Origin of the sequence: Rhizobium sp. IY2, from assembly GCF_047532935.1 — a bacterium.
Lineage (GTDB): Bacteria > Pseudomonadota > Alphaproteobacteria > Rhizobiales > Rhizobiaceae > Rhizobium > Rhizobium anhuiense.
The window spans coordinates 694136-719149 of sequence record NZ_JBLKNU010000002.1 but is presented as its reverse complement, the minus strand read 5'-3'; the positions used below and the strand labels follow the sequence as shown (position 1 = coordinate 719149).

19 protein-coding genes and 1 riboswitch are annotated in these 25014 nt (G+C 61.7%); of the genes, 11 read left to right on the top strand and 8 right to left on the bottom strand.

Going from position 1 to position 25014, the window contains the following annotated elements:
- Positions 1-107 precede the first annotated feature (107 nt).
- The 8 genes from ACMUVN_RS12020 to ACMUVN_RS11985 all read right to left on the bottom strand — a co-directional run bounded on the left by ACMUVN_RS12020 (position 108) and on the right by ACMUVN_RS11985 (position 14754).
- The gene (locus ACMUVN_RS12020) at positions 108-368 is read right to left on the bottom strand and encodes a MafI family immunity protein (protein ID WP_179867819.1); all 261 of its coding nucleotides are present in this window, start codon (positions 366-368) and stop codon (positions 108-110) included.
- 9 nt (positions 369-377) lie between these two features.
- Positions 378-1415 (bottom strand): EndoU domain-containing protein, encoded by a 1038-nt coding sequence (locus tag ACMUVN_RS12015; protein ID WP_210202130.1) that lies wholly within the window; start codon positions 1413-1415, stop codon positions 378-380.
- Positions 1416-1621: 206 nt separating this feature from the next.
- Positions 1622-2041 carry a hypothetical protein gene (locus ACMUVN_RS12010; RefSeq protein ID WP_143541060.1) on the bottom strand — a complete coding sequence of 140 codons (420 nt, stop codon included), beginning with the start codon at positions 2039-2041 and terminating at the stop codon, positions 1622-1624.
- Positions 2042-2045: 4 nt separating this feature from the next.
- The gene (locus tag ACMUVN_RS12005) at positions 2046-11048 is read right to left on the bottom strand and encodes a hemagglutinin repeat-containing protein (RefSeq protein WP_245450187.1); all 9003 of its coding nucleotides are present in this window, start codon (positions 11046-11048) and stop codon (positions 2046-2048) included.
- A 98-nt stretch (positions 11049-11146) separates the two neighbouring features.
- Positions 11147-11701, bottom strand: coding sequence for a hypothetical protein (locus tag ACMUVN_RS12000; protein ID WP_097630788.1), 555 nt, complete (start codon positions 11699-11701; stop codon positions 11147-11149).
- Between the two features lie 47 nt (positions 11702-11748).
- Complete coding sequence (locus tag ACMUVN_RS11995) at positions 11749-13470, bottom strand: ShlB/FhaC/HecB family hemolysin secretion/activation protein (RefSeq protein ID WP_097622752.1); 1722 nt, start codon at positions 13468-13470, stop codon at positions 11749-11751.
- A gap of 12 nt (positions 13471-13482) precedes the next feature.
- Positions 13483-14121: an invasion associated locus B family protein gene (locus tag ACMUVN_RS11990; RefSeq protein WP_097622751.1), complete on the bottom strand. Its 639-nt coding sequence runs from the start codon at positions 14119-14121 to the stop codon at positions 13483-13485.
- Between the two features lie 255 nt (positions 14122-14376).
- Positions 14377-14754: a hypothetical protein gene (locus tag ACMUVN_RS11985; protein WP_179869505.1), complete on the bottom strand. Its 378-nt coding sequence runs from the start codon at positions 14752-14754 to the stop codon at positions 14377-14379.
- Between the two features lie 72 nt (positions 14755-14826).
- Positions 14827-14923, top strand: a riboswitch (TPP riboswitch).
- A 50-nt stretch (positions 14924-14973) separates the two neighbouring features.
- On the opposite strand from ACMUVN_RS11985, the gene thiM reads away from it, so the two are divergent.
- From thiM to ACMUVN_RS11930, 11 genes are all read left to right on the top strand, one after another.
- Positions 14974-15777: a hydroxyethylthiazole kinase gene (thiM, locus tag ACMUVN_RS11980; RefSeq protein ID WP_414815142.1), complete on the top strand. Its 804-nt coding sequence runs from the start codon at positions 14974-14976 to the stop codon at positions 15775-15777.
- Positions 15774-16409, top strand: coding sequence for a thiamine phosphate synthase (gene thiE / locus ACMUVN_RS11975; RefSeq protein ID WP_097630743.1), 636 nt, complete (start codon positions 15774-15776; stop codon positions 16407-16409). Before thiM ends, thiE begins: the two co-directional genes overlap by 4 nt.
- Positions 16406-17215 carry a bifunctional hydroxymethylpyrimidine kinase/phosphomethylpyrimidine kinase gene (gene thiD, locus ACMUVN_RS11970; protein WP_097630744.1) on the top strand — a complete coding sequence of 270 codons (810 nt, stop codon included), beginning with the start codon at positions 16406-16408 and terminating at the stop codon, positions 17213-17215. The genes thiE and thiD overlap by 4 nt, the downstream gene beginning before the upstream one ends.
- 217 nt (positions 17216-17432) lie before the next feature.
- Positions 17433-17912, top strand: coding sequence for a GNAT family N-acetyltransferase (locus tag ACMUVN_RS11965; RefSeq protein WP_097630745.1), 480 nt, complete (start codon positions 17433-17435; stop codon positions 17910-17912).
- A gap of 24 nt (positions 17913-17936) precedes the next feature.
- Positions 17937-18959: a glycoside hydrolase family 3 N-terminal domain-containing protein gene (locus ACMUVN_RS11960; protein WP_097630746.1), complete on the top strand. Its 1023-nt coding sequence runs from the start codon at positions 17937-17939 to the stop codon at positions 18957-18959.
- A gap of 43 nt (positions 18960-19002) precedes the next feature.
- Complete coding sequence (locus ACMUVN_RS11955; protein WP_414815141.1) at positions 19003-20649, top strand: ABC transporter substrate-binding protein; 1647 nt, start codon at positions 19003-19005, stop codon at positions 20647-20649.
- Between the two features lie 58 nt (positions 20650-20707).
- Positions 20708-21685 (top strand): ABC transporter permease, encoded by a 978-nt coding sequence (locus tag ACMUVN_RS11950; RefSeq protein WP_097630747.1) that lies wholly within the window; start codon positions 20708-20710, stop codon positions 21683-21685.
- Between the two features lies 1 nt (position 21686).
- The gene (locus ACMUVN_RS11945) at positions 21687-22565 is read left to right on the top strand and encodes an ABC transporter permease (protein WP_183844810.1); all 879 of its coding nucleotides are present in this window, start codon (positions 21687-21689) and stop codon (positions 22563-22565) included.
- The gene (locus ACMUVN_RS11940; RefSeq protein ID WP_047614920.1) at positions 22562-23365 is read left to right on the top strand and encodes an ABC transporter ATP-binding protein; all 804 of its coding nucleotides are present in this window, start codon (positions 22562-22564) and stop codon (positions 23363-23365) included. The genes ACMUVN_RS11945 and ACMUVN_RS11940 overlap by 4 nt, the downstream gene beginning before the upstream one ends.
- On the top strand, positions 23362-24261 hold the full coding sequence (locus ACMUVN_RS11935) for an ABC transporter ATP-binding protein (RefSeq protein WP_047614919.1): 900 nt from the start codon (positions 23362-23364) through the stop codon (positions 24259-24261). The genes ACMUVN_RS11940 and ACMUVN_RS11935 overlap by 4 nt, the downstream gene beginning before the upstream one ends.
- Before the next feature lie 71 nt (positions 24262-24332).
- On the top strand, positions 24333-25013 hold the full coding sequence (locus ACMUVN_RS11930; protein ID WP_097622742.1) for a spermidine synthase: 681 nt from the start codon (positions 24333-24335) through the stop codon (positions 25011-25013).
- Position 25014 lies beyond the last annotated feature (1 nt).

The window sequence follows — 25014 nt, the reverse complement described above, 5'->3', positions numbered from 1 at the left end:
TTTTATCTTTCTGAAAACACCTCGCTTTCCCTTGTCATAATTTAGCATGAAATAGAGGCGGTCAGTGAATCCTGACCTAACACCTCCAATGCTGATACCCCGGCATTTCAATTCGGTAATCGCCCTAGCAGCTGATCAACGTCAATATTCATGGCGCTCGCCAAACGACGAATGAAGTCCCTTACCGCAATGCTCGCCACCTTGTTTTCCTCGGCATAAATCGCGACTGCTGTTCTCAACGCAAGTCCATACTCACCGACATCGATATATTCTTGTATTTCAGTGCATTCCGATTCAGATAGCTCTGATTTTGCTGATTCCATTAGGCCCTGAAATAGCAATTCAATTTCCTCAAATCTGCGTGACAACTGCATCTCCTATTTCGGGTTTTGCACGACACCCGGACCTTTTACCGGCCAACCGCTAATGATCTTGCCATCGGACCCTACGATAACCCTGATTTTAACACCCTCGCGCTCGCCTATAACAACCGTTGCGCCATCCCGACCAGGCAATCGATCAGAAGCAGGATCAGTCGCGACGTCTGAAATTTCTCCGAGAATTTTTTCGTCGGACCATCCGCTTGGAAACTCGCTTTTTCCTGGGTTTCCCGTACCAGGACGATGACCTCCGCCTTCCGCATCCCCGTCCAAGACATCCCCGGCGGCGTCAGGATCGAGAAGGTTAGGCTTTTCCTCATTTGCGTTGTTTGAATTGCTCGTCTCATTATAGACAACACTTATACCTCCACGAGACAGCTGCTTTGCCATATCGGCAAGCATTGTGACCGGCATGGCCCCGTCCAGCACCCTTCCAGCAACCAGTTCATAACCACCACTTGCCGTGAGGTTGAGGACCAGTGAAACCTCCTGACCGTTAGGCAAGGTGACAAGAACGCTCCTTTTAAATTGGTCCTGTTGCCCCGTAAGATGGACGATAGTGCCGTCTTTGAGCGTCGTCTTTTGGTCGATCGCTGCACCTGCTGGCCCGGCGGAAACGAGGAGGAACAAGCTGGCGAGAGCTATAGTGGCGGCTGTCGCTGCTGCGCTCGCTTGCGATGCGGCAAGCCGTGTCTCCGTCAGGAACAATCCCAAGCAGTCCAGTGCTCCGCTCGGCGTAATTGTGTACGTCTGGCTTCCGGCAGTGATAAGGCAACTCGCAGGGTTGGCATACGCAGGCGTAATCAGCCAATCGAAGATACTAAAACCCGCATCGCCACTCTGTTGACCGCAGCTCGCTAACTGCGCCAGAACCTTCGGATCATTGCGGTAAGCGGACAGCGCTGCCGCAGAGCTATGGTCACTGGCTGACAATTTGCCATCTGCAGCCAATCGATCAAGGGCGTTGCCAATCGCTTCCGCGACTGTCTGCCCGGCCTTGATTGCCGCCTCGAGACTGTTGGTCGACAGATACACATCGAGATTGACATGTTTGTCCCTGGTGATCTCGTAGGCCTTGTCGGGATCGCGGTTGAGTTCATCAAGCGGACGCGTGGAAGTGCCGTTCTGTTCGAGAGCGGCCTGCTGGTTCTGATCGCGAATGACGATGTCGCCCGGACCGACGGTGGCCCGTACCGTCCGAGAGCATCATCGATGATCCCTCTCAAAGTCCTTTAGCAAGGTCACCCAATGGTTGAGTCACCAAATAATTCAGAAATGCTGTTCGGGACGGTTGGCGCCGACTTGCCAATGTTGTTTTTGATCAACCAAGGACCGGCAACGAGATCGATATTGTCGATGCCGCCTCCATCAAATAAATTCTCCAAGTCTTGACGAAACTCTTCAAATCCGTCTTCGTACAAGGTTTTTCTAAAGTTACCATTTTCCTGGCGGATTGATTTTCCAGGACTAAAATCTCCTTCAGAAATCAGGAAATTAGCCAGCCGGAGTGCGTGGTTAAATCTGTCGGCTTCAGATTTTTCGTATGGGGCATCCTCTCTGTCGAAGCTAACGACACCGATGATGAACCCGAAGAATATTATATCCCTATCTCCTTCATCATAGAGGTAGTCCACGATTGTCTTTGCATATTCTCTGTCCACAGTCTTACTCCGGCTCCACATGGATTTTGTAGGGAGTTCCTTTTCCTGGAAATATGTCTATCGTTTTCCCTCCGGTTTCCGAGGTTTCTCGTAAACCAATTCTCGTTCCATCTGGCAACATTTTCATTGTGCCGTCATAATTCTTGGCGCCTACGTCTTTTGCGCCGACTGTAAGTCTGCTGAATAAAGACGTTAGCTCGGTCTCCGATTTGATGTTGTATGCCTTCCCACTTGTTCCAAATGGCGTCGTGTTCTCCCGGACGATATTTCTTACGAGGGCCGCGTTAAGTCCGGGTCCTATCCCTCCCGTGATCGCTATTGCGATCACGGCGTTGATGTCGAGGCCCGTCTTCTCCAATTTCTGGAACTTTTCGGAAAGCGTCGTCGAGGGGTCGTTCCAAATCGCCCACTGTTCCCCTTGCAACTGCTCTCCGATGAGAGCCGCGTCACGCCTTGCGTCAAGATACGCCTGATAGGCTGTGCCGCCGGAGATTCCGCCGTCAAGCCTATCAATTGCGTCCAGCAGCCAGCTATTTTTGATCTGGCTGTCCGCGTCGATGGGGTGGTCGACACCAAACGCGAAGGCGGCAGCCTTGATAACATTCAGCCGTTCCTCGGTATCGAGGGAGTTGAGATAGGCGTAAATGGCATCCTGGCACGCTTGATAAGTCTTGATACCCAGATGGATAAATTGGCCGTCCGCCTGCCTAATCGTGCAATCCGTGGAGAAACCGTCGGCGTAAGCGGGCGTGAAGAAGAGGTCGAGCAGATTGAAACCCTGCTTCTGACCGCAGCCGACAAATTCACCACCGTTTACCAGCGCATCAACGCCAGCTTTGACATTGGCGACTTCCTCTGGCGTAAGCCGCTTGCCAAGAAGGTATCGATCAATGAATCCGCCCGGGGCGAACGCATTCTGGATGCCTTCTGCAAGCGCGTTGACGCTTCGCGTTGAAAGATAGATTTCCAGATCAATATGCTTGTCGCGTGTGATCTCGTAAGCGTTGTCGGGATCGCGATTGAGGTCAGCGAGCGGCGCGGTGGCTCCGGATTGCTCCAAGGCCGCCTGCTTCTCCTCGTTACGAATGGTGATGGTGCCAGGGCCGACGGTGGCACGTACGGTCTGGCGCGTGTCGTCGAGCTTGTAAGTGCCTTCGAGGGTGTTGTTTGCCGGCGACGCACCGGGCAACTCGTTGCCGGGAATCTCAATGCCGATCTGGGCGCTGAAGCCCTCATAGCCCTTCTGTCCGAGGAAATCGCTGTAGGTCAGCGTATCGGTCGAAAGCGCCAAGTCACCGCTATCAGAGATGATCTTGCCGGCCTGAAGGTCGGTATTGCCACCGACTTCGATATCCATCTTACCAGTGGATAGAAGGCCAGATTGCTCGTTAATCCAGTTCGTTGTGCCGGAACCAAGGCCACCGCCAAACTGGATACCAGAGAGCAAGGTGCCCCCGAGCGTAAAGCCGGCAGAGGCAGAACTGTTCGTGCTGCTGCCAGTATCGGGGCTGGAGATGATACTGAGATCACCATCGACCTCAGCTGTGATCGTATCGCCAGAAACGACAGCGCCCTTAAGTGTCGTATCGTTGCCGGATTTGATCGTGATATCGCCGCTGCCAGTGACATGGCTGTTGACTTGTGTGACCGAAGTGGCATCGGATTTCGACATTCCCGCGCCGGCGCCACCGGTGAGACCTACGCCGACGCCTTGCAGGCCGATACCTGCGTTTAAGCCGAAGCTGGCATTTGCCGATTTACTGTCGCTGGCCGTCTCACTGGTCGCCTGAGCGCTTTCGAGCATGATATCGTGCCCGGCCTTCAACGTGATGTCGCCAGACTTGTCGTCATCGGATGCAACCACGCCGTAGTCATATCCCGCCGTTATCTGCGCGCCGTGCCCCGTCAGATCGCCGGAAGTCGCTTCGATAGTGACCGATCGTCCGGCCCCCACGCTGGTGACAACAGGCGTGGAAGTGGACGAGGAGGCGCTGCTCTTCTCGTAGCTGAAGCCTGCCGTCAGCGATACGGATGCGATGCTGCCGCCGTCCTTGGCGATGCTGGAAAGCTGCTGGAGGGCGTCATAGGCCTTGAGCGAGGCGAAGGCGGCGTTGGCTGCCGTGTAGCCGTCCGAAATGCCGGCGATCTTCTGTGCAGCGCCGGCAATGCTCTGGCCTGCGCTAACCAGCCCTGTCGAAACCGACAGCGTCACCCCGGCGAAGAACTGCTCGTGCACGCTCTCGTAGTTCGACTTGTCTTCCGCGCTCAGCAAATTGACATCACGCTCAGCAATGATCGCTACGTCGCGATCGGCCCAGACGTCAGCGGCCTGCAGGTTGGCGTCACGCCCGGCCTTGATCGTCAAGTCGTTGCCGGCGGACAGCGTGGCCATCGCGTTGGTCTGCGAACCTTGCTTCGTCGTGTCGGAAACCGATGACATGCCGATGCCCACGGAGAAGCCGCTGCTGCTTGAGCCGAAGGAAATGCCGAAGCCGGAGCGTTTTTCCTTTTCCTCGGACGACTCGCTTTCCGCGCCCGGGGTGATGTTGACGTCGCGCGCCGCGTCGAGCGTGATGTTGTCTGTCGCAGAGATCTGCGAGCCGAGGATGTTGATGTCGGTGTCGCGTGACTTGAGTGCGACGTCCGTTCCGGCAGACAGCACCGATGCCACATTGAGCTCGGAGGCCTGTTTGCCGCTGTTCTGCTGGCTGCCATAGATCGAAATGAAACCGCCACCGCCGCCGACGCCGAAGCCGGATTTCTTGCGCTGCTCCTCGAGTTCGTGGGTTTCCTGCGCGCCGATGATCGAAACGCTGTCGGCCATGACGGAAATCGATTTGTCGGCAGTGGCCTTCGAACCCGATATAACAGCCGCGCCGTCGGCGGTCAGATTGATATTGCCCGATGCGCCGAGCTCGGAGGCGACGGTGGTCTCATCGTAGCTCTTGTGGCTGGACGAACCCTTGGACAGGAAGCCACTACGCGAGCCCTTGTCGTCCTTGGCGCTGGTATCCATTCCGGAGGCGATGATCAGGTCACCGCCGGCGCTGATGTTGAGGTCCGCCGGGTCGGTGTCGTCGGCCTTGCCGGCTTCGATCTTCGATGCGGAGATGACCGTGTCCTTGCCGGAGGTGATGTCGACGCCTGCGCCGCCGCTGATCGATGAGCCGATAGCCGTCGTCGTTTCCAGATGGGTGGTGGTCTTCTCACTCGTGCCGAGGAAACCGCCCTTGGTGCTGAGCCTGGTGTCGAGGGTCGCGGTGTCGGTGGCTTCGGCGATCGTCACGTCGCCGTCGGCCTTGAGAGCGAGCTTGCCGTCGGCGGCGAGCTTGCTGCCGACGATGTTGAGGTCGTGATCGCCGCTGCCGTTGCCCGCGGTGACCGAGAGATCGCCGCCGGCTGATATCTCCGAGCCGACATGTGTGATCGACGAGGCGGACTTCTTGCCGAAAGTGGATGCGGACTGCTCCTGCGCGGCGGTGATATCGATGTCGTCGCCGGCACTCAACGCCGCCTTGCCCTCGGCCTTGATGGAGGAGCCGGAGAGCAGGATGTCGTCGCCTGATTTGATCGTCGTATCCGTGCCGGAGGAAAGCTGCGATTGCTGCTGGTCGGTGGAGAGGGTCTTGGTGTAGCCGGATTGGTTGCTGCGGGCGACATCGGTCGACACCACGGCCACAGAGCCGTTGTCGGCAGTCACATCGAGCGTCGTGCCCGCCTTGGCCGAACTGCCGATGACGTTGACGTTGTCGGTTGCCTTGATCGTCAGGCTGCCGCCGCTCGCGATCTGGCTGCCGGTGGCATTCTGCTGGCCTGCATTGTCGACCTTGGCCGCCGCGAGCGTGACATTGTTGCCGGAGAGCTGGGCGGAACCTGTGGCATTGACCTTGACGCCCTTCAGCGCCAGATCGCCGCTGCCGCCGGCGAGCTGCAGATTGCCGCCTGCCGTCACGCCTGCATTGGTGTTGACGAGGTTCTGGCCGCCGATCGTCATTGTCTGGGCGGCAAGCGTGATGCCGTTGGTGGCATTGAGCACCGTGTCGCCGCGCGACAGGAACGTGCCGCTGCCCTGGATGGAGCTGCCGGAGACGGTCAGGCCGCCAGCGGATGCGATCAGGCCGGAATTGTCGAGATTGCCGACATTCATATTGACCGAGCCGCCCGCTATGGCGGCGCCGGCACCGGTCAGCTTCTGCCGGTCGGCGGCAGCGACGTAGACGACGGGCGCGAGCACCTGCACGCCGTCGATGGTCTGCCACTGGTAGAGGACGATCGACGTGGTCAGCGCCGCCGCCTGCTCAGGCGTGAGGCCTTGGCCGACGGCCAGGTGGTGCTTCTTGGCATAGTCGACACCCTCGTCGAGCAGCGTCTTCATCTGCTCGATGGCGTCATTGCCGGCGATGAAGGTGCTTCTGCCGAGCCCTTCGCCGACAAGCTGCCGCAACTGCGTGTCGATCAGCTGGTTCTCGAAATAGGCATCGCCCAGGAACGGAACCGTCGTCTCCGGCACGTAGCCGATTTCTTTCATGAAATAGCCGGAGCCGTAGAATTTGCCGACGTCGAGGAATTCGGCGCGGGTTTCGAACAGGAAGATCTGTCCGCGTATGGTGCCGCCGAAGCCGCCCGATTGCGGCTTGGCGGCGGCCGCAAGAGCTGCGCCGTCGACGCGGATGCGCTCGGCAATATTGCCGAGCCCGGCAAGCAGGCTGCCGCCGTTGGCGGTGACGCCGCCGAGCGCCGAGTTGACGTTGAACATCGCGCCGCCGGCGGTCAGACCGGAGAGCGCCGAGAGCGGATCGCCGGGATTGCTTGATGCCGCCAGGCTGGCGCCGCCGGCCATCGAGCCGGCTGCTGAGGTGTTGTTGACACTGCCGAAATCCACGGAAAGCGCGCCGCCGGCCTTGATGTTGGCCGAGACGCCGCCGATCGCCTGGACGGAGCTGACGATCGTCGAGCCGTTGGCGATGTTCTTCGAGGGATTGGCGTTGCCATTGCCATCATAGGCCGTGCAGGCGCCCTGGGCGTTGCAGGTTGTCGTCGTCGTGCGAAAGAGCGTGACGCCCGTATTGTTGAGTGTCGAGCCCTTCAGCGTTGCGTTGCCGCCGGCCTCGATCGAGCTGTAGGAATTGGTCAGATTCGTGGCGTCGATCGAAAGGTTGCGGCCCGCCCGGATCGTCGCTTCCGGGCTGAGCGTGCCGACCAAGCGGTCCTCATAGACCGACTGACTGAGATTGGACGACCAATCCCAGGTGTAGGTGGTGCTTTCGTCCGAGCCGCTGAAATTCACCTCGTCGACGATGAAATAGCGCGACGGATTGTTGGGATCGACAACGGGATTGCCGTTCGCGTCCCTCGGCACCCGGTCCCTGATCCAGTCGATGATCGGCCCGACCTTCTCGGGTCCGTCGGCCGAGATCCATGTCCATGCATGATAGGTCGTGCCGTCGGCAAGCGTCGCCTTCGACCAGAGCAGCGGTTCATAATCCTGCCACAAGGCCGGATCCACGCCCGCATAGAGCTGGTACATGTTCTGGTCTGCGGTCTCGAGGTAGCCGAACGGCAGGCCGGCGGCGACGGGATTCAGCGTGAAACCGCTGACGACGCCTGACGACACCAGGGTACCGGTGGTCCATTGCGGCGTGGCGGCCCGCTGGTTGGTCAGGTTGCTGGTCAGGATCGACATGTCGTTTCCGGCCTGGATCAGCCCGGAAACATTGGTGACCGCCGCATTTCTCTGCGCTGATGTCGCCCCGGCAATCGTCAGATCGTTGCCTGATATGATGGCGCCCTGATTGTTGGTGAGCACCCCGCTGACGAAGAGGTTGGCGTTGTTGCCGGCATAGGTCAGGCCCGTGGCGCTGTTGGTAAAGTCGCCGGAAATGTTGAATGTGAGATCGTGGCCGGCGGCCAACTGCCCGGTATTGGTCAGCGACGGCAGCGTCAGCGTCAAATCGTGGGCGGCGAGCAGCGCCGTGCCGGCCGTCGTGGTAAGGCCGGCCGCTTTGATGGCGACATCGCCGGAACCGCCGGCACTGGTGACGGCGTTGACCCGGGCACCGCTGATATCGGCCGTGCCGGAGAGATTGAGGGCAAGACCGCCGAGTGTGAGGCTGCTGTTGGCAAGGTTGGCGCTCGCCGCATTGAGCGTCAGCGTACCGCCGGCGGCAATGTTGCTCGCCCGGCCATTGGAGAGATCGATATTGGTCGTGCTGAGCGTCAGGTTGCCGGCAGTGCGGGTGGGATTGCCGTAGCTGATCTGGCCGCCCGACGCCGTGAGCGCAGCGCTGGCGAGGCTCTGGAGCTTGTTATAGGCAATATTCTGGCTGGCGCTGGCCGAAAGAGCGCCGCTGCTCAGCAGGGCGTTGCCGGCGGTGATCGAACCGCTTGTTGCGGCAAGGCTCATGCTGCCGGTCTGCTGGAGCTTCAGCGTGCCGGCGGATGCAGCTGTGGCCGCGAAGTCGAGGCCGGAAACGAGAGTATCGACGGTGATATCCCGCGCCGAGAGGCTGGCGTTGCCGGCGGCAAGCGACTGGCCGGTAAGATCGATCGAGCCGCCGGCAACGATCGTCATGTCCTGATGGGCGACGACGTTGGCGCTGACATCCCCCGCTGCGCTGGCATCGACGCTTCCGGCGGCAAGCAGGTTGCCGGCGCTGATATCGGTGGTCGTCGCCTTGAGCGTGAGATCGCCGGCCTGCCCCAGAGCGATGTCGCCATTGGCCGACTGGGCGGTGGCGGCAAAATCGACGCCGGAGACGATGGCGCCGGCCTGAATGGCGGGACCCGTGACCGAGACGTCGCCGGCGCCAAGGAGCTGGCCGGTGACCGATGTATCGGCGTTGATGGCAACGGCGCCGTGGCCGCTGACATTGTCGGCCTGGAAACGACCGGCATCGATGAGGAGCGCGCCTGCGGCAAGCAGCGTGTCGATATCGACGCTCCCGCTGCTGCCGGCATCAAGCGTCAGGTCGCCGGCCGTGCCGACGGCGATGGCGCCACTCGGCGAGGCGGCGGTGGCGGCAAAGTCCATGCCGGCGACGATCGTGCCCGCTGCAATCGAGCCGCCGCCGATCGATACATCGCCGGCGGCGAGGAGTTGGCCGGAGATATCCGTGTTGCCGGACAGCGTGATCGCGCCATGACTGGTCACGGTCGCCGCACCGATATTGGCGGCGGAAGCCGAGAGATTGCCGGCAGCAAGCAGGGTGCCGGCATCGATGTCGCCGCTCGCGGCAAGCGAGAGATCGCCGCTCTGCGTCAGCACGATATTGCCGCCGGCCGCTTCCGTTCCCGCAAAGTCGATGCCGGCCATGATGGCGTCGGCCGAGATGGCCGAGCCGGTGAGGTCGATGTTGCCGGCACTGAGGATCTGACCGCTGACGTCCGTGGCCGCGTTGATCGCGACCGCGCCATGCGCGATGACGCTCTGGGCCGTCAGCGTCGCTGACGTGACCGACGTATCGCCGGCCGACAGAAGTGCCTCGACATCGACCGCGCCGCTGCTGGCGGCAAGCTGGATGTCGCCGGCGCCTGATAGAACCGTGCTGCCGTTTGCCGCATTGGTCGCAGCGATGTCGAGGCCGGAAACGACCGTATCGGCCGAGATCGAGCGGCCTGACGCCGTGACGTTGCCCTGCGCCAGAATATCGCCGGAGACGCCGATATCGGCGCCGGCGGAAAGCGCGATATTGTTGCTGCTGACGAGCGAGGCAGCCGAGATCGCGCCTGATGTGGCGGTGATGGAGAGCGCGCCGGTGCCCTTGACCGCACCGACAACCTGGATGTCGCCCGACGTAGCGGACAAAGAGAGCGCATTGCCGGCGGTAATGCTGCCGGCGGCAATGCCGGCCGCCGACGACATCAGCACGTTGGCGGCGCTGTTCACCTCGCCGCCGACACTCAACAGCCCGCTGCCGCTTGACAGCACGATGTCGCCATCGGCGGCGACCGTATCCAGCGTGATGCCCTGCCCCGCCTGAACTGCGACCTTGGCTTTAGAGGCCACCTTGGCGGCCGTCACCTTCGCCTTCGAGGAGATCGAAACGCCCTGCTGGCCGGAGACGTTGCCGAGCGAGATCTTGCCGTCGGCCGACAGTGACAGCTCGTTGGTGTTGGCGGCAAGATTGCCGCTCATGCGCACACCGGCACCCTTTTCGGTGACGACGATCTTGATGCGGTCGGCCTGCATGGCGCCGAGTGCTGTGCCGTCGATCGCATATTCCGGCGTTCCGGACGTCGCGGCAAGTGCCGTGGCGTTGCCGGTGGCATAATCGAATTGATTGCGGCCAGCCGTGACGCGAAGATCCTTGCCATAGACAGGACCGTTGACGTGAACCGCCCGAGAAACGATGTCGAAGAGGTCGACGGCGCCAGACCCGGCGGAGAAATTGCCGCCGTTCGGCCCGATGGTGACGTCGCCGCCATTGACGGTAAAGCCGTTGAGCTTGCCATCGGCGCCGATTTGAGGCGCGCCCGTGGTCAGCGTCGCATGCGGCGTGTTGATGAAGCCGCAGCCGTCGCAGGTGATGCCGTTCGGATTGGCGATGACGACATCCGCCCGGCCGCCGAACACCTCGATCGGGCCGTTCAATCCCGAGCGGTTGCCGCTGGTGACCTCGTTGAGGATGACCGATGCGGGACCTGATGTGTTGAGATTGGGATTGCCCGGCGTCAAGCCGCCGAGATTGGAGGTGCCGACCTCGCCCTTGTAGTTGTTGAGGATGAGGCCCGGCGTGCCGACGTTGAAATTGTCGTATTTGTTATGCGACAGGCCGCTCGCATTCGGGGTGACGATGTCGATGAGCGGCACGCCGTTCGGGGCGGTGCCGACGCCCGGCTGGTTGGCGACGGGCGCCGTGGTGCTCGCGGAAACCGATTGGGCATTGGCCAGCATCGGCTGAAAGACCAAGAGTGCGCTGAGCACGACGGCAAGCGAGCGATTGGCAAATCTGCCGAGCCGGCAGCCAAGACCCCTTGCTTCAGAACCAAGACCGGTTTTCTCACGCATCGTTTTGTCTTCCCAAACGCACAACTGGTTTTGTGTCTCGATATCAATCGTTGCTCAGTGCCGCCGTCACCGCGGCGGCACTGAACCTCATCGCAGGCCTATTTCTGGGTGAGCCAGGTCTTCACATTGCGGGTGAAGGAATTGGAGAGCCTTTGGGCGAGCGCGTCCTCTCCCTGGGACTGCGCAGCATTAATGGCCATCGCAATGACGATGCCGATTTCGCCACCGCCCTTTACGCCCTTATCGTCGCCGCGAATGCTTTGGGCTTCGGCGATCAGCTGGCCGGTCTTGGCATCTTCCAGCCGCACCGTTCCCTGGATGTAGCTATCGCTTCCGGCGATGACGCGTCCCGCCTTGCTCGACACGTCGACCGTATGCAGTGTCACAACCAGCCGACCTTTGACCGGTCCGCCGGGAAGACCAGTCAGGTCGCGCGCCATGGTGCTCTGCAATGTCCGCACCACGGCGGGCAGCTGCGGGTCCGGCTTCGTGCGATTGAAGAAGCCGCCCATCGTGACGTCGGGAGCGGTCTCGACCCGGATCTGCGAAACCGAGGTCTGCTTGAGAGCCGAGACCAGCCGCGGGTCGGTGGTGACGCAGGACGCAAGCGTCGCTGCCAGAAGGAGAAGGGTTAGAAAACGCACGATACGCATACAGAAGCTCCAGAATTCGCTTATAAATTCAATCAGATATTTGTTGGTCACCAGCGCATCGACGTGCTCGCGTAGAACAGGCCGTCGGCACCGTTGTCGATGCTGCCGGTCACCAGGTGTGAATAGCCGATGTCGAGATTGAGGGTGCCGCCGACAGCGCGGATGCCGGCCGTCCAGCTGGCGAGATCGCCGCCTGATATATCGAGGCGCTGTTGCGCGTAGATGTGGCCGTAATCGAAGCCGAGATAGGGGCGCAGCTCGCCGAATGCCTTCGCAGCCGCGCCGCCACCCTGGTTGGACCCCGTTCTCCAGACGATCTCGTTGTGGCTGAACATGCCGTTATTGCCGAAGAGCACGCTTTCGCGCGTGCCGCGGACATTGCTGTAGCTGCCGAGCGAGATCTGCTCGGCGCCGAGAAGATTGTCGGGGGAATATTGACCGCTGACCAGCGAGGTCAGTTCGAACTGCCGGCCGGCGGCCTGGAATGGCTGCGTTACGCTGACCGTCGCGTTGAATTTGGAAAAGCGTGGGTCTGCATTTCCGGCACCCGGATCTCCGGGGTCCACGGCATCGAAGAGACCGAGCCCCTTGTCATAACTGACGTCGAATACCCAGATGCCGCCGAACATGCGGCGGGAGTGGGAAATGCCGATATCGCCGACCGTATAGCGGCGGCTGCCGACTTCGATCAGATTGCCGAGCAGAAAGTTGTTGGTCTGCTTGTAGGTCAGGCTGCTGCGGACCGTCGTGATCGAATCCTTGTCGCGGAAGACGACGCGATCGAGGCCGAGTCCCGCCTGCCCTGAATTGCCCGAGGTTTCGAGCGATGAGAAATTTCCTTCGACCGTGCTTTCATACTGGTACCAGGAGCCGTTCAGCGAAACCGTCGAATAGCCGTAGGGGACGCTGACATTGCCGGAATAGCTGTTGCCATATCCGTTTCCGTCGTTGCTCCACGGATAGTCCGGACCGCTATGCTCGTAGGAGAACGACCACTGATCGTTGATATCAAGCAGATCGTCGAAGCCGAGCGATGCCGAACTCCTGGAAAAACCGGTGCTTTCCTGCCCCATATTGTTGTTGCCCAAGGAGACATGCCAGGGGCGGCCTGGGCGGTTTTCGATGTTCAGGATGGAGGTTCCGTCCTTCGGGCCGGGCAGCATGGCCGACTTGGCGTCGTTGGCTTGCAGCCGGTTCATCTGGTCGAGGCCCTGCTCGATATCGCGGATATTGACGACCCGGCCGATCAGGCCGGGAAAGGCTGTCGCCAGCGACGCGTTGCCGGCCACTTTCTGGCCATTGAGATAGATGTCGGAAAGCGTGCCTTCGACGACGAGCAGCCGGAGGACCCTGGTCTTGGCGATATCCTGCTGCGGCACGTAGGCACGCGAGGTCACATATCCATGATCGATATAGAGGTGCGTCACATCCCTGAGAACGGCATTGATCTCTGCCAGGCCGACGCATCGGTTGCCGTAAGGCGCCGTCACCTTGCCGATCTCCTGCGCCGATAGCAGATTTGCCCCATCGATCTCGACGCGAGTGATGTCGAAACAGGCAGCATTTGCCTGGCTGGCCGGCAAAGAGCCGTCTTCCGTATCCGCATCGCCGCCCGGTGTTGCGCGGCGCAGGGCATCCAGCCGCTGCGTCTGCGACTGTTGCTCCTGGCGCCGGTTGAAATCATCGGCAGGCGACTGCGCGTAAGCGGGTGCGACACCCATCACGAGAACGGCGCCAGCGACCAGGGAGTATCGAATTTCAGTGGTCATTTTGAAATTCGGCTACTTCGCGGCAATGGATTGAAGTTCGTCGAGGGCCGGTTGCAGCCCTTTCAGCGAGAAACGGATATTGACGTCCTGGCCGTTCATCAGCCGCACCAACCCTTCGGCGGTCGAGCCCTTCTTGAGCGCCGTCGCCGTCTTCGTATCCAGCGCCAGCTGCGCCCAGCATCCGGCCTGGTTGCAATTGCGGTAGTCAAGTTTCGCAACGGGCTTGCCGTCGGCCTTGATCGACAGGCCCGAGGGCAGGAAGACGTTGAGCGGCAGCAGAGCGGTCAGCGTCAGCCCCGGCTTGCCTTTCTCGCCCTTGCCCTTCTCGCCCCCGCCCTTCTCGCCCTTGCCTTGGGACCCGGCCGGCGCAGCTGCGATCGCCAGCGTCAGGACATTGACGTTCTCGCCATCTTTGGCGACTTGCGCGATCTGGGCGACTTCGCAGGCCTCGGTGCCTTCAGAACCCGAGCAGCGATAATACCAGTCGTCGAATTTCTGGGATTTTATCGGCGGCGCCTGCACCTGCCCCGCTCCCTGATCGGCAGGAACAGCAGATTGCGAAAAAGAAGGATTCGCCCAAGCGATGAATATCAGAACGGAGGCGACTGTCTGGAGGCCCCACTTCATATCGGCTTTCAAAAATTTTCTCATTGAAAATACAACTTCAGGAAGATTTTATTGGCGTGTAAAGTCATATCGCTACAATCCATCGTTTGGTCAACCTAAGCGTGTCAGCACGGTAAAGTTTCCGTTAGATATTTACTTCGCGTTCTGGGAGTTTGATTCCACGCCCTGGGAGAGGCTTACCGCAACGAAATCGCCACCAAATCTCGACAGCCGGAATAAAACTGAATGGCGAGGCGATGAGACGACACGCAACTTACGCGAAGCTGTTCTCGTGCTCGGCTACATTGAAAAATTCCATCGATGAACGGATAGGATGAATAACTTCGCGCTATTCCAAATGCAGAAAAGTCTTGGGAAGATGAACTTCATTCTTTCAAAGAAAAGACTGCTTTCCCGCATCAGCACCCTCACCAATGCTGGCAGCCAACCCCTCACAAAGACGAAGATGTATTTTAGAAATTGATTGCACCCACGGTTGCTGCGGTTATTCCTTTTGAAAAAGGAGAGGATAGCCGCATGGCGAAAAGGCAAGGACTCGGCCAACCCGGAAGAGAACCGGCAGACGACTTTCGGGAAAACCTGGTCAAGACCCGAATCGGCGGCGATCTCTCGTCCTTCATGAAAGGCGATCCCGACCCATAAATCATCCATAGCCATCGCGCGCCGCGTCGGTCGCATGATTGTCATTTTCGAGGTGACATCAGCCCCGTTCTCTGCGAAAAGAAACGCGATGAGAGACAGGGGCGTTCGTCGACAGACGGGCTGAGAAGCACCCTTCGAACCTGAACCGGATAATGCCGGCGGAGGGAGTCGCTCGGGGTCGCGGCATCGCCCGCACGAACCGCCCCGTGGCCGCCCCCGCCTGAAAGGGGCCATATGCAGACCAAGACCACACCCGGAGCGATGCTGAAGGCGATGCGCGAGAAGCCGCCGCTCGTTCAGTGCATCACCAATTACGTCGCCATGAACATCGCCGCAAATGTTCTGCTTGCCGCGGGCGCCTCGCCCGCCATGGTGCATGCCGCGGAAGAAGCCGGCGAATTCGCCGGGATCGCCAGTGCGCTGACCATCAATATCGGCACGCTGTCGACGCAATGGATCGACGGCATGCAGGCGGCGGCGAAGACGGCGGCCTCGGCCGGCAAGCCCTGGGTGCTCGACCCGGTCGCCCATTATGCAACGGCCTTCCGCCGCAACGCCGTCGCCGATCTCCTGGCGCTGCATCCGACCATCATCCGCGGCAACGCTTCCGAAATCATCGCGCTGGCCGGTGGAGAGAGCCGCGGCCAGGGCGTCGACAGCCGCGACCCGGTCGAGCAGGCGGAAGGTTCGGGGCGATGGCTCGCCGAGCGTCAGCGGGCGGTCGTCGCCGTGACCGGCGCCGTGGATTTCGTCACCGACGGCGAGCGGGCCGTGCGCATCGAAGGCGGATCGGCCTTGATGCCGCAAGTCACCGCGCTCGGCTGCTCGCTCACCTGCCTCGTCGGCGCCTTTGCGGCAACGGCGCCCGAGGACATTTTCGGCGCCACGGTCGCCGCCCTTTCGACCTTCGCCATCGCCGGCGAAGACGCGACACTCGGCGCCGCCGGCCCCGGCTCCTTCTCCTGGCGCTTCCTCGATGCGCTGGCAGCGCTCGACGCCGAAACGCTTGACGCCAGGGCGAGGATATCGGCGGCATGAAGGCTTTCGACCTTTCGCTCTATCTCGTCCTCGACCCCGATCTCTGCGCGGGGATCGGCATGGTGGAAACGGCGCGCCTTGCCGTTGCCGGCGGCGCGACGATGGTGCAACTGCGTGACAAACATGCCGGCACCGCCGGGATGATCGAGACCGGTCGCGCCTTGAAACAGGCGCTTGTCGGGACCGGCGCCCTGCTCGTCGTCAACGACGATGTCGAGGCGGCAATCGCCATCGGCGCCGACGGTCTGCATATCGGCCAGGAGGATATGGACGCGCGCACGGCGCGGACGATGATCGGCCCTGCCATGATCCTTGGCCTCTCGGTCGAGACCGCGGCGCTTGCCGCCGCCGTCGATCCGGATCTGGTCGATTATACCGGCGTCGGGCCGGTGTTTGCGACGCCGACCAAGGCCGATCACAAGCAGCCGATCGGTTTTGACGGTCTTGCCACGCTGGTAAAGGCCTCGCCGGTGCCGTCGGTTGCGATCGGCGGCCTCAAGGCGGATCATGTCGCCCAAGTATTTGCTGCGGGCGCCAAGGGCCTTGCCGTCGTCTCCGCCATCTGCGGTACGCCGGATCCCGAAGCGGCCACGCGCCGCATCGCCGCAGAAATTCGAAAGGCCCGCGCATGATCCGCAACGTTCTCTCCATCGCCGGCTCCGATCCCTCGGGCGGCGCCGGCATCCAGGCCGATCTCAAGGCCTTTTCCGCCCGCGGCGTCTACGGCATGGCGGTGCTGACCGCGCTGACGGCGCAGAACACCCAAGGCGTCAGCGGCGTGCATCTGGTGCCGCCGCAATTCGTCGCCGACCAGATCAATGCCGTCTTTGCCGATGTGCGCGTCGATGCCGTCAAGATCGGCATGATCGCCAATGCCGGCATCGCCGATGCCGTTGCCGGTGCACTGACTGACCACCGCGACATTCCGATCGTCATCGACCCGGTGATGATCGCCAAGGGTGGCGCCGCCTTGCTCGCGCCTGAGGCGGTCGACGTGCTGACCCGCCGGCTGCTGCCGCTTGCGACACTCCTGACCCCGAACTTGCCGGAAGCGGCCGCACTGCTGCACCAGCCGGTGGCGACAAACCGAGCCGAGATGGCGGCGCAGGCCGAACATCTGCGGGCGTTTGGCCCGGCCGCAGTGCTGGTCAAGGGCGGCCATCTCGATAGCGACGAAAGTCCTGACGTCCTTGCCACCGCCGCTGGCCTGCACTGGTTCGAAGCCATGCGCGTGCCGACCAAGAACACGCACGGCACCGGCTGCACGCTCTCCAGCGCGCTGGCCGCCGAACTTGCCAAGGGCGCCTCGGCGCGGGAGGCGGTCGCCATCGCAAAGCAATATCTCGCCGGCGCGGTCGCGGCAGCCGGAAGCCTCACCGTCGGCTCCGGCCACGGTCCGGTGCAGCATTTTCATGCGCTGTGGAAAGACGGCGAATAAGCGCTCGCTCGGCATAGATGCAGCCAATCGAAACGGCCCGGCCCTCCCGGGCCGTTTTTTCGTTCCGCAGCTACTTTGCGTTGAAACCGCAGTTGCAGTGCGGGCAGTCCCTTTGACCTTCTGAAAAACCTTGTTGACAAGCCCGGTCAGATGGCCAAATCTATAACACTAAAAGGGGATACATTCCGCAATAAAGGAATAACTGGAGGAGTGACAGGTGCCAGACCTGCTTGTGAGCTTGTATTCCGCTGAGCTCGCCGACCTGAAACGGAAAGCCGATGATGTCGGCATCTCCATCCGTCCGGCCCTCCCCCCGGAACTGCATCTTATCATCAGCTGGGTTCGCGAACGGTTCAGCGAGAACTGGGCGAGCGAAGTCGCCGTCGCCTTCTCCCGCCAGCCGGTTGCCTGCCTGATCGCCGTCGACGGCGGCAAGCTGCTCGGCTTTGCCTGCTATGACACGACGGCGCGCGGCTTCTTCGGCCCGACCGGCGTCGACCCGGAAGCGCGCGGCAAAGGTATCGGGCTCGCCCTCTTCTCCGCCTGCCTGCAGACGATGAAGACGCTCGGCCACGCCTATGCCTTCATCGGCGATGCCGGGCCAGTCGATTTCTACGCCAAGACCGCAGGCGCAACCATCATCCCCGCCCCCGACAAGGGCATCTACGAAGGCATGCTGAGAAGCACGCCGAAATGACCATCTGATCCCGGAGCTACAGAATTGTCCTCGACCCCGCTCGCCCTTTTCGTCGGCCTTCCCACTCCCACGATTTCGGATGATGAATTCGCCCTTTTTCGCGACGCCAATCCGCTCGGCCTGTTCGTCGGCCGGCGCAATCAGCGCGAGCCGGAGCAGACCAAGCGGCTGATCGCCCGCTTCCGCGAAGCCGTCGGCCGCGACGACGCACCTGTCTTCACCGACCAGGAAGGCGGCCGCGTTCAGCATCTCGATGCCGGCCCCTGGCCGCTCTTTCGCAGCTTCGGCCAGTTTGCCGAACTTGCGCGCCGCGATTTCGATCTCGGCAAAAAAGCACTGCGCCTTTCCTCCCAGGCCATGGGCGCGATGATGACGGAACTCGGCCTTTCCAGCGGCTGCTCGCCCGTTCTCGACCTCGTCTTCGAGACGACGAGCGCGGTCATCGGCGCCCGCTCCTTCGGCCCTGATCCCGATTTCATCGCGGCCCTCGGCCGCGAGGTGGTCGATGGCCTGCTCGAGACCGGCAATATCCCCGTCATCAAGCACATTCCCGGCCATGGCCGTGCGACGCTCGACTCCCACAAGGAGCGGCCGGTGGTCGACGCCAGCCGCGAGACGCTCACCGCGACCGATTTCAAACCCTTCGTCGCGCTGAAGGATACGCCTTGGGCGATGGTCGCCCATGTCGTCTACTCGGCCTATGACGCGGAGCTGCCGGCGTCCGTCTCGCCCATCATGCACGACGTGATCCGCAAGGACATGGGCTATGAGGGCGTGCTGATATCAGACTGCATCTTCATGGAGTCGCTCTCCGGTACCTTGCCGGAACGCGTCAAACAGGTGCTCGACGCAGGCTTCGACATCGCGCTCCACAGCCACGGCGACATTCCGGAAAGCGAAGCTGCCGCCAAGGCCGCCCGTCCGCTGACGGAAGCCGCCCTCAAGCGGATCGTCGCCGGCAAGGCGCGCCTCGGCAATCTCAAAGTCGATGTCCGCGCCGCCCACGCAGAAGTCGAAGACATGTTTGCCAGCGCGCTGGTCTCCTGACCGGCCCGTCAACTCTCACCGCATAAGAAAAGGGGAATAAAACATGAAAAAATATCTTCTTGCCGCCGCCGCGCTGACGCTGCTTTCGGGATCGGCCATGGCGCAGACGATTCTGACGGCGAATATCGAACCGGCGACGACCTGGGTTCGCAACTTCAACCCATTCAACCAGACCTCATCGCGCCAGTCGACGCTCGACTTCATCTACGAGCCGCTGGTTATTTTCAACCGCTTCGACAGCAACAAGCCGGTCTATCGCCTGGCCGAAAGTTTCAAGCTCTCCGACGATCTGAAGAGCATCGAGTTCAAGCTGCGCCCGAACCTGAAATGGTCTGACGGTAAGCCGCTGACCGCAGCCGACGTCAAGTTCACCTATGATTACCTGAAGAAGTTCCCGGCGCTCGACTTCGTCAGCATCTGGACCTTCATCACCGATGTGCAGGCGGTCGACGCCCAGACGGTGCGCTTCACGCTCGCCAATCCGAGCTCGCTCGCCGCCGAGCAGATCTCGCAATTGCCGATCGTCCCGGAACATGTCTGGAAGGATGTCGCCGATCCCGTCACCTTCGCCAACGAAACCCCGGTCGGCAGTGGCCCGCTGACGGAAGTGCCGCGCTTTACCGGCCAGACCTACGACCAGTGCCGCAACCCAAACTACTGGGACAACGAGCACCTGAAGGTCGATTGCATGCGCTTCCCGCAGCTTGCCGACAACAACCAGATGCTGACCGCGACAGCCGACGGCACGCTTGACTGGGGTGTCTCCTTCATTCCCGATATCGACAATGTCTATGTCTCCAAGGATCCGGCGCATTTCCACTATTGGTATTCGCCGAGCAGCATGGTCGCCTTCCTCTTCAACTTGGAAACGGCGAACGAGAACAACAAGAAGGCCTTCAACGATCTGAAGTTCCGCCGGGCTGTCAGCATGGCGCTCGACCGCAAGACGATGATCGACGTCGCCGGCTACGGCTATCCGACGCTGAACGAAGATCCTGGACTGATGGGCGAGCTTTACAAGAGCTGGGCGGACCCGTCCGTCAAGGCCGACTTCGGCAAGTTCGCAACCTATGATGCCGATGCCGCCAAGGCCCTGCTCGACGAGGCGGGCTACAAGGATAAGGACGGCGACGGCTTCCGCGACAATCCCGACGGCACGAAGATTTCCTTCTCGATCATCGTCCCCAGCGCCTGGACCGACTGGATCGACACCGTCAACCTCGCCGTCGAGGGCATGCAGGCAGTCGGCATCGACGCCAAGATCGAAACGCCTGAGGAAGCCGTCTGGACCGGCAACCTCATCAACGGCACCTTCGATGCGGCGATCAACAGCCTGCCGGCATCGGCCTCGCCCTACTATCCTTACAAGCGTGCCTTCAGCGCTTCGGACAAGGGCAAGACCCGCTTCACCGCGCAGCGCTGGTTCAACCCGGAGGTCGAGAAACTCGTCACCGAGTTCACCCAGACCGCCGACCTTGCCAAGCAGAAGGAAGCGATGAACAAGGCGCAGCGCATCGTCGCCGAAAACATGCCGATGATTCCGCTGTTCAACAATCCGAACTGGTATCAGTACAACACCAAGCGCTTCACCGGGTGGTCGACCAAGGAAAACCCCTTCGTCAATCCGTCGATCTCGCGGACCAATCCGGCACGCCTCTTGAACCTGCTCGCTCTCGAGCCGGTCAAGTAAGCATCATGATCTCCGGAAGCGGCGTAGAAAACGCCGCTTCCGCGACGACGGAGTTCCCATGGCTTTCCTGCTTCGCCGCCTCGTCTTCTACATGGCAGCCTTCATCGCGGCAGCGACGATCAATTTCTTCCTGCCCCGGCTGATGCCGGGCGATCCCGTGCAGATCATGTTCTCCAGCGCCGGCACCGAATTGCCGCCGGAAAGCCTGCAGGCGCTGAAGCTCACTTTCGGCTTCGTCGACGGTCCGCTCTGGCAGCAGTACCTCACCTATCTCGGCAGCATCTTCACCGGCGATCTCGGCCGTTCGATCAAATATTTCCCGCTGCCGGTGACGTCGGTGCTCGGCCATGCCCTCCTCTGGACCGTCGGCCTGATGGGAACGGCGACGATTTTCAGCTTCGCGCTCGGCACCTTCCTCGGCATCGTCGCCGCCTGGCGGCGCGGCAGCAGGTTCGATGTCGTCGTCTCGGTAGGCGCGATCTTCGCCACCTCGGTACCGGCCGTCGTCACCTCGCTGATCGTGCTCTTCATTTTCGGCTTCACGCTCGGCTGGTTTCCGAACGGTTATGCCGCCGATCCCTCACTCGATCCGGCCTTCAGCTTGCAATATATCGGCAGCGTCGCCTATCACGGCATCCTGCCGATGGTGACGCTCTGCACCGTGCTGATCGGCGGTTTCACCGTCACCATGCGCAACAACATGATCAACCTGCTCGGTGAGGACTATATCGTCATGGCCCGGGCCAAGGGTCTTTCCAACCGGCATGTGATGCTCTGGTACGCGGCGCGCAACGCCCTGCTGCCAACCGTCTCCAGCCTTGCCATCGCGATCGGCACCATCCTTGGCGGCTCGCTTGTGACGGAGGTCGTCTACAACTATCCCGGCCTCGGCAACATTCTCTACCAAGCAATCCTCGCCCGCGATTATCCCGTCATCCAGGGCCAGCTTCTGATCATGACCGCGACCATGCTGATTGCCAATTTCATCGTCGACGTCAGCTATATCTTGCTCGACCCGCGGCTAAAGGGAGCATGAGATGAAGACCCTGCTTCGAAACCGCAAGGCGCTGGTTGGCCTCGTCATCATCGCCCTCATCGTCATCGTCGCGATCGCCGCGCCGCTGCTCACGCAATACGATCCCGCCGCCCGCACCGGCCGGCCGCATCAGCCGCCGTCGCTCGACCACATCCTCGGCACGACCCGCATCGGCCAGGATGTTTTCGCCCGGCTGATCTACGGCGCCCGTACTTCGCTTGCTGTCGGCTTCGGCGCCGGCCTGCTGATCACCCTCGTCGGCACCGCGCTCGGCATCATCTCCGGCTATCGCGGCGGCAGGACCGACGAGATCATCAGCTTCTTCACCAACATGGTGCTGGTCGTGCCCAACCTGCCGCTGCTCTTGGTGCTCGCCGCCTTCATCGGCCAGGCAAGCCCCCTCGTCATCGCCCTTATCCTCGGCGCCACCTCCTGGGCCTGGGGCGCCCGCGTCACCCGCGCCGAAACGCTCTCCGTCAAGCAGAAGGATTTCGTCAAATCGGCCGAGATGATGGGTGAGCCGCAATGGCGCATCATGACATTCGAGATCTTCCCCAACGTGATTTCAATCGTCGGCATCAATTTCATCGGCAGCGTCATCTTCGCAATCATCACCGAGGCGACACTGGAGTTCCTCGGCCTCGGCGATCCCCGAGCCATCTCCTGGGGCACGATGCTCTATAATGCGCAGAAGGCTTCAGCCCTTTCGGTCGGCGCCTGGTGGGATATTCTCACCCCCTGCTTCGCGCTCGCCTTCCTTGGCATCGGCATGTCGCTGTTGAACTTCGCCGTCGACGAGATCGCCAATCCGCGACTGCGCACCGGCAATCACCTGAAGCGCTGGTCCCTGCTCGTTCGTTCCGGGGAGGGCCGCCTGTGACGCAGCCGCTGCTTTCGGTGAGGAACCTCACCATCGACTATATCGGCGAGGAGAAGGATTTCCGCGCCGTCAACGATGTCAGCTTCGACGTCGCGCCCGGCGAGGTGTTCGGCCTTGCCGGCGAATCCGGCTGCGGCAAGAGCACCATCGCTTTTGCCATCAGCCGCCTGCACAAGCCGCCGGCGCTGATCCGCAAGGAGAGCCGCATCCTGCTCGACGGCCGCGATGTGCTCGGCCTCGACCGGCAGGCGCTCAGCGCCTTCCGCTGGCGCGATGTCGCCATGGTCTTCCAGAGCGCCATGAACTCGCTGAACCCGGTGCTGCGCATCGAGGCGCAGTTCTATGACATGCTGCGCACCCACAAAGGCATGAGCCGTGCGGCGGCCCGCGAGCGTACCGCCGAGATGCTGACGCTCGTCGACATCGCGCCGGACCGCATGCGCGACTATCCGCACCAATTCTCCGGCGGCATGCGCCAGCGCATCGTCATCGCCATCTGCATGGCGCTCGATCCGAAACTCGTCGTCATGGACGAGCCGACGACGGCGCTCGACGTCGTCGTCCAACGCGAGATCCTGCAGCGCATCAACGAACTGCGCCGCCGCTTCGGCTTTTCCGTGCTGTTCATCACCCATGATCTCGGGCTGATGGTGCAGTTCTGCGACCGCATCGGCATCATGCTGTCAGGCCGGCTGGTGGAGCAGAACACGGCCGAGGCGATCTACAGGACGCCCAGGCATGACTACACGAAAAAGCTCTGGGCCTCCTTCCCGTCGCTGCATGGAGGAGTGCTGTTATGACGGATGCCATTCTCGCACTCGATCAGGTGAGCAAGACCTTCGGCCATGGCTCCGGGGCCGTGCATGCGGCACGCGCCATCTCGTTTTCCCTGCATGCCGGCCGCGCATTGGCACTCGTCGGCGAATCCGGCAGCGGCAAGACCACCTGCGCCCGCATGGCGATGCGCGAATATCTGCCGACATCCGGCCGGATCCTCTACAAGGGCCGGCCGGTCGAGGCGGCGAAATCCGCCGAGATCGCCCGCTACCGCCGTTCGGTGCAGATGATCTTCCAGGACCCCTTCGCCTCGCTGAACCCGGCCCATACCATCGCCCATCATCTCCGGCGGCCGCTGAAGCTGCATCGTCCTGACATCAAGGGAACTGAGATCGACGCGACAGTCCGCGAATTGCTGCAGCGCGTCAGGCTCGATCCCGATCTCGTCGCGCCGAAATATCCGCACGAGCTTTCCGGCGGCCAGCGCCAGCGTGTCAACATCGCCCGCGCGCTCGCCGTCAAGCCGGAGGTCATCGTCGCCGACGAGCCGACCTCGATGCTCGACGTCTCCGTGCGCCTCGGCGTGCTGAACCTGTTGAACGAGATGAAACAGGAGATGAAACTCGGCCTGCTCTACATCACCCATGATATCGCCACCGCCCGTTATGTCGCCGAGGACATCGCCGTGATGTATGCCGGCCAGATCGTCGAATGGGGCAGCGTCGCCAAGGTGATCGACAATCCGCTGCATCCCTATACGAGGCTGCTGCTCTCGGCCGTGCCCGATCCCGACGTCCGCTTCGAGGACCCGAAAGCCCGGCTGAGGCCCGACGAAGTGGAGGATATCCGCCGCCGTTCGGCCGTGCCGCAGGATGAGACCGTCGAAGTGGAGCAGGGACATTTCATGCGGATGATCTAAGGCCAGCTTGCTGGCCTCACTCCTCGGCCTATGCTAGGGGGACGGTTCCTTTCATATGAGGCGAAGCCGTCATGCTGCCCTGGATCCAGCTCGATTCCGCGACCATTCCCGGCGAAGGCGGGGAACTCAGGCTGAAACAGCGCGGCAGCGAGTTCTCGATCATGCTCGGCGCCAACGAGCTGATGAACAGCCGCCTCAGCGGCTCGGAGGAAGCGCTGGCAACGCTTTCCTGGGAACGGATCAAGACGCACCCGAAGCCAAGGATTTTGATCGGCGGGCTCGGCATGGGTTTCACCCTGCGCGCCGCCCTCGCCGTCCTGCCTGAAGATGCCGGTGTCACCGTCGCCGAACTGGTACCGGCCGTCGTCGCCTGGGCACGCGGGCCGATGGCGGAGGTCTTCCAGGGTTGCCTCGACGATCCGCGCGTCGGCATCCATCAGGGCGATGTCGGCGAGGCGATCCGCGCCGGCAAGGCTGCCTATGATGCGATCCTGCTCGATGTCGACAACGGCCCCGATGGCCTGACCCGCAAATCCAACGACCGGCTCTATGATTTCGCCGGCCTTCGCGCCGCCCGCGATGCGCTTCGTCCCGGCGGCGTGCTCGCCGTCTGGTCGTCCGGCCCCGACCCGGATTTCACCCGCCGTCTCAAGGACAGCGGCTTTTCCGTCGATGCGGTCAACACCCGCGCCAACGGCAAACGCGGCGGCGCCCGCCACGTCATCTGGCTGGCCGTCAAGCCGGTGAAATGAC

Coding starts and splice junctions, on each gene's coding strand:
- ACMUVN_RS12005 (WP_245450187.1), bottom strand. CDS start 11,048: ATGCGTGAGAAAACCGGTCTTGGTTCTGAAGCAAGGGGTCTTGGCTGC.
- ACMUVN_RS12000 (WP_097630788.1), bottom strand. CDS start 11,701: ATGCGTATCGTGCGTTTTCTAACCCTTCTCCTTCTGGCAGCGACGCTT.
- ACMUVN_RS11995 (WP_097622752.1), bottom strand. CDS start 13,470: ATGACCACTGAAATTCGATACTCCCTGGTCGCTGGCGCCGTTCTCGTG.
- ACMUVN_RS11990 (WP_097622751.1), bottom strand. CDS start 14,121: ATGAGAAAATTTTTGAAAGCCGATATGAAGTGGGGCCTCCAGACAGTC.
- ACMUVN_RS11985 (WP_179869505.1), bottom strand. CDS start 14,754: ATGGCTATGGATGATTTATGGGTCGGGATCGCCTTTCATGAAGGACGA.
- thiM (WP_414815142.1), top strand. CDS start 14,974: ATGCAGACCAAGACCACACCCGGAGCGATGCTGAAGGCGATGCGCGAG.
- thiE (WP_097630743.1), top strand. CDS start 15,774: ATGAAGGCTTTCGACCTTTCGCTCTATCTCGTCCTCGACCCCGATCTC.
- thiD (WP_097630744.1), top strand. CDS start 16,406: ATGATCCGCAACGTTCTCTCCATCGCCGGCTCCGATCCCTCGGGCGGC.
- ACMUVN_RS11955 (WP_414815141.1), top strand. CDS start 19,003: ATGAAAAAATATCTTCTTGCCGCCGCCGCGCTGACGCTGCTTTCGGGA.
- ACMUVN_RS11950 (WP_097630747.1), top strand. CDS start 20,708: ATGGCTTTCCTGCTTCGCCGCCTCGTCTTCTACATGGCAGCCTTCATC.
- ACMUVN_RS11945 (WP_183844810.1), top strand. CDS start 21,687: ATGAAGACCCTGCTTCGAAACCGCAAGGCGCTGGTTGGCCTCGTCATC.
- ACMUVN_RS11935 (WP_047614919.1), top strand. CDS start 23,362: ATGACGGATGCCATTCTCGCACTCGATCAGGTGAGCAAGACCTTCGGC.
- ACMUVN_RS11930 (WP_097622742.1), top strand. CDS start 24,333: ATGCTGCCCTGGATCCAGCTCGATTCCGCGACCATTCCCGGCGAAGGC.